The following is a 3,947-nucleotide window of genomic DNA, read 5'->3' on the forward strand; positions in this document are numbered from 1 at the left end:
GATCCGAAAACCGCTCGCCCCCGACCGACTTCACCTGTCCCGGCCTTGGCACACCCAACACAACGAGCCGACACCCTCAAAGTCACCGGTATTGCGGCTAGGCAAGGCAGCGGGCCACAAGGCGTTCGGCTCCGCGAACTTGATCCACGCTTTCGAGCAGCTCGCCCTCCACCGGCCGCAAGAGGTGCGCAAGACCGTCGATCAATGGCTCAGCAACTCAGGGCTCAGGGACGACCAGAAGTTGCGCCGTCAGACCTTGGGATCCTTCCTGGCGCTCGTCTCCAGCGATGTGGGTACGGACCTGATCCTGGACGACCTACAAGAGTCCGAGGCCAGGCAGCACATCGTCCGCGCATGGCAGGCGCTGCTATCCACGGACGACGCTGTGGACGTGGTCGTCACGCAACTGACGCGATGGCAGGAGCGATTCGACGAGGACTCGGACCGTCGGGATGCCGTGGTGGACCTGCTCGCCGACATCTTCAGTCCGCCCAGGCTTCGCTCGGGGCTCGACCGGCTCATGGTGACCGAGCAGTCGAACATCCAGCCGTTCTGGCGGGAGGTCCTTGGGCATGCCGCGCACCGCGACCTTCTGTCCAGGGAGGCGTCGGCCCGGTGAAGCCCAAACCCGGCCCGTGGTGGAGTCGGCGGCGCAGCCGGATCCGGTCCCAGTGGCCCACATGTCTGCCCGGCATCCGTTTCTGCGCCCGCGGCACTCTCACCTATCAAGCATCCGCCCCGATCAAAGCCCATGGCACAGCTGCCGCCCGAGCAGCTGCACGGCTTGCCCTAGACGAACTCGGGCGCGGCATCACCCAAGACCACTTGCCTGAAGAACTTGATACCGCACAGGAAAGACTCACACTGGCGGCGGCTCAGTGGCAGTCCCCCAAGGACAATCCCGGCCTCTGGCTGAAGGCACGCATCACCTTGATACTCACTGAGCAGGACGCAGGCCGGGCCCAGAGACACCAGGACGCCCTACGCGAAGTCACACTGCAGCTCGCGCAGGAGCAGGAACGCCGAGAGCAGTTGAGACAGTCCGTATTAGACGAGCCGGACGCCGCACGCATCTGGTGGCTCGGACATCATCTCGACGACCTGCGCTCCCTCGACTGGGACGTGTTCAAGGAGAAGATCCTTCCGCTGGTTGGAGCGGCTGAAGACATACAGTCCAGGGCCGAACGCATGGCCCAGACCCTCCTGTACGTCTGGGAGAAACTGGGCAACGAGCCAGGGCAGCATGCACGCTTCATCGCCACCGTCCGCATCGTCTTGGAGCAGATGGGGTGGGCCGACGCCGCTCCCTGGCTGGCGTCGGGTGAGCTGACTGCCGCTGTCGATCTGATCGAAGCCGACGGTGACGACGAAGGAGAGCGACGCCTGGCCGCTGAGACGGGCGCGGGCCGATGAAGCTGTCCGCCCTGCGCTGGCTGCTCGACCCGGCAACCAGTCTCTTGGCTCTGCAGCTACGTGCTCAAGAACGCGGCCGTATGTCCTATGACGCGGCCTGGCGGCTGGCCAGGGTGACACGTCACCCCGACGACATGGTGTATCGCCACCACGGACACCTGGTCGAGGACTCCCGCGACGAAACCCGGTGAGTGAACGCGACTGAAGGGAGTATCTCCCGCTACTGAACTTGATCGGGTGATATCGGAGCCGTTCGCCTCACCGTGGGCAGCCAGCTTCAGTAGCCCTGGGCTGTGGGATACGCACAGGGTGATGGGTTGACCGACACTGGGAGAGCCGCGGACCTGGCCGCCGCCTGCACCTACCTCGCCGCGAGGGGCTGATCACCGTCGACTGGGCGCCGGCAACATTCCCGCGATGGTCTCACTGACCCACCAGGGAATCCGCCTCATGGAGACCGAGGAAGAAGATCGCCGCTGAACCAGCCTCTTGAGCACAGCCACCCGGCCCCAGTAGGCATACGCGTTGAGCCTCTTCCAACCTGTTGACGGGTCAGGTTGGTTGGGGACGTCGTGCGCAACGAAGAAGCTCCTGGCAGACGGTGTCACGACCAAGATCCACCGGCTCGCGCAGGAGCTTCGCGTGCTTGTTTCGGCAAGCGCGGCTGCGCGCCCCGGTCACCGAGTCTCGGGCCATGCCCGAGGCGATGTGGATGAGTTCATGACCGGCAGGATCCGGCGTTTCGCGGATCCCTACGCGCGCCCACCCGTCCCAGGACTGGCGGAAGCCGCTTCGCCCGGATCTTCGTGGGTAACCGGTGGTGGGCCAAGATCCGGACCATTCACGGACCAAGCAGCCAACATGACGGGCTATTTTGAGCATTTAGGCAGGTCAGCCAGCACCCCAACCCTGTACCACCAGCAGACGAAAACCTCCTGGTGTCCTATTCGCCGAAGAAGCTTGGCTTCTTCTAGACGCAGAAAGAGGGCGCCTGACCAGGCAAGATGCCCGTCAGGCGCCCTCCGCAGCGCACGGCCAAGCGGCACTTGACACACCCTCACGCAAACACGGTTGCAGTACTAACCAACAGCGTCTGCACAGCAGAACGGAGGCCGAGGCCCTGCCCTTGCCGAAAACTCATCCATCCTGGTGGGAGCCGTGTGCGGGGTCTGGGGCATCCCTGCTGTGGCTGATGGCACCGAGGCCCTCGCGCGCCCATGGTGTCTTCTCTGCTTTCGCGCCGCGCCTCAGTGCTTCTGCCATACGGTCACATGGGCTTCGAAGTAGTCGTACTCGCGCGGGTTCTGCCGCAGTACGCCTGCCTGGTCGGCCTCGTCGACGAGGGTGAAGTCGGTCTCCAGGAGCCTCTTCAGCCCCTCCTCGCTGGACGTATGGTCCTGGGCGGAGCCCAGCCAGGTGCCTGGGTGGCTGTACTCCGGATACCAGGACCACGGGCAGGCGATCATCAGCAGTCCACCCGGATGCAGGAGGTCCGCTCCGACGGAGAACTGCGCCAGGCAGGCAGCCGGGTCATCGACCCTGTCCAGCACATTGGAGAGCAGGATCGCGTCGAACGCGGAGGACGCCTCGGCCAGCGCGCCCGCGTCACCGACCTCGAAGCGCACCTCCGCGCGGCCGTCGGCGGCTGGCAGACGCAGTTCGACGTCCCGAGTGAACGGCCCCAGTTCCGCGACGCTGAAGGTGCCGCCGCCGCTGCGGGTCAGGGTCTGTGCGATCTCGATCGCGCGGGGGCTGATGTCGACGCCGATGACGAGGTCCTCGACCCACTCGCTCAGGGCGTGCGTGACACCCCCGACGTTGCAGCCCACGTCGAGCATCCGTCGCACCCTGCTCCCGGTCCGCCGTGCGCTGTCCTGGAGCATCCGTGACAGACGCCGCGGAAAACCGTGGGCATCGGCGAGGGGGTGGCAGGGGCGGTCGAACACGTCGTCGACAGCGCCGTAGTGCATCAGAAGGTAGCGGGATATCTCCCGCGACTTGTCGTAGGGCAGGCCCGTCTTGTCGTCCCCGAACAGTTCGTCGCTCTTCAGGAGGACAGGAGGCATCGTCGTCACGTTAACGCTCCGGTTGGACTGGTTGACCGATGGGGTGTGGCCATGTGCACGGATCGAAGACTTCGTTCAGCCCCTGGACCGGGGCTGCAGTGCCGACCGCGCGCTTCGGGCGCCCTGGAGGGCGATCGCGAGTTCGGCGACGGTGGGGCTGGTGAAGACCTTCCTGACGGGCAGTTCCACGCCGAGAGCGGCGCGGACGCGGTTGGTCAGACGTGTGGCGAGGAGGGAGTGTCCGCCCAGGTCGAAGAAGCTGTCGTCGATACCGACCTCGGGGACGTTGAGAATCTCCGCGATCAGCGAGCAGAGCAGTTCTTCTCGTGCGTTGCGCGGAGGACGGTGGGTTCGCGTGGTCGTCGTGTAGTCGGGAGCGGGCAGGACCTTGTGGTCGATCTTGCCGTTCGGGGTGAGTGGGAAGGCTTCCAGTGCGAGCAGGGCGGCCGGGACCATGTAGTCGGGCAG

4 protein-coding genes are annotated in these 3,947 nt (G+C 65.4%); 2 read left to right on the plus strand and 2 right to left on the minus strand.

What is annotated here, in order from left to right; translation table 11 throughout:
• Positions 1–619: hypothetical protein (locus ACZ7IB_RS48845; protein WP_470921812.1), on the plus strand; the 619-nt coding region annotated here is incomplete at its 5' end.
• Positions 620–825: 206 nt separating this feature from the next.
• Positions 826–1,413 (plus strand): hypothetical protein, encoded by a 588-nt coding sequence (locus tag ACZ7IB_RS48850; protein WP_470921813.1) that lies wholly within the window; start codon positions 826–828, stop codon positions 1,411–1,413.
• A gap of 1,247 nt (positions 1,414–2,660) precedes the next feature.
• Here the strand turns inward: ACZ7IB_RS48850 and ACZ7IB_RS48855 are convergent.
• The gene (locus tag ACZ7IB_RS48855) at positions 2,661–3,479 is read right to left on the minus strand and encodes a class I SAM-dependent methyltransferase (RefSeq protein WP_470921815.1); all 819 of its coding nucleotides are present in this window, start codon (positions 3,477–3,479) and stop codon (positions 2,661–2,663) included.
• Positions 3,480–3,554: 75 nt separating this feature from the next.
• Positions 3,555–3,947: phosphopantetheine-binding protein (locus tag ACZ7IB_RS48860; RefSeq protein WP_470921817.1), on the minus strand; the 393-nt coding region annotated here is incomplete at its 5' end.

The sequence above is a fragment of the Streptomyces sp. NPDC037301 genome (assembly GCF_055602785.1).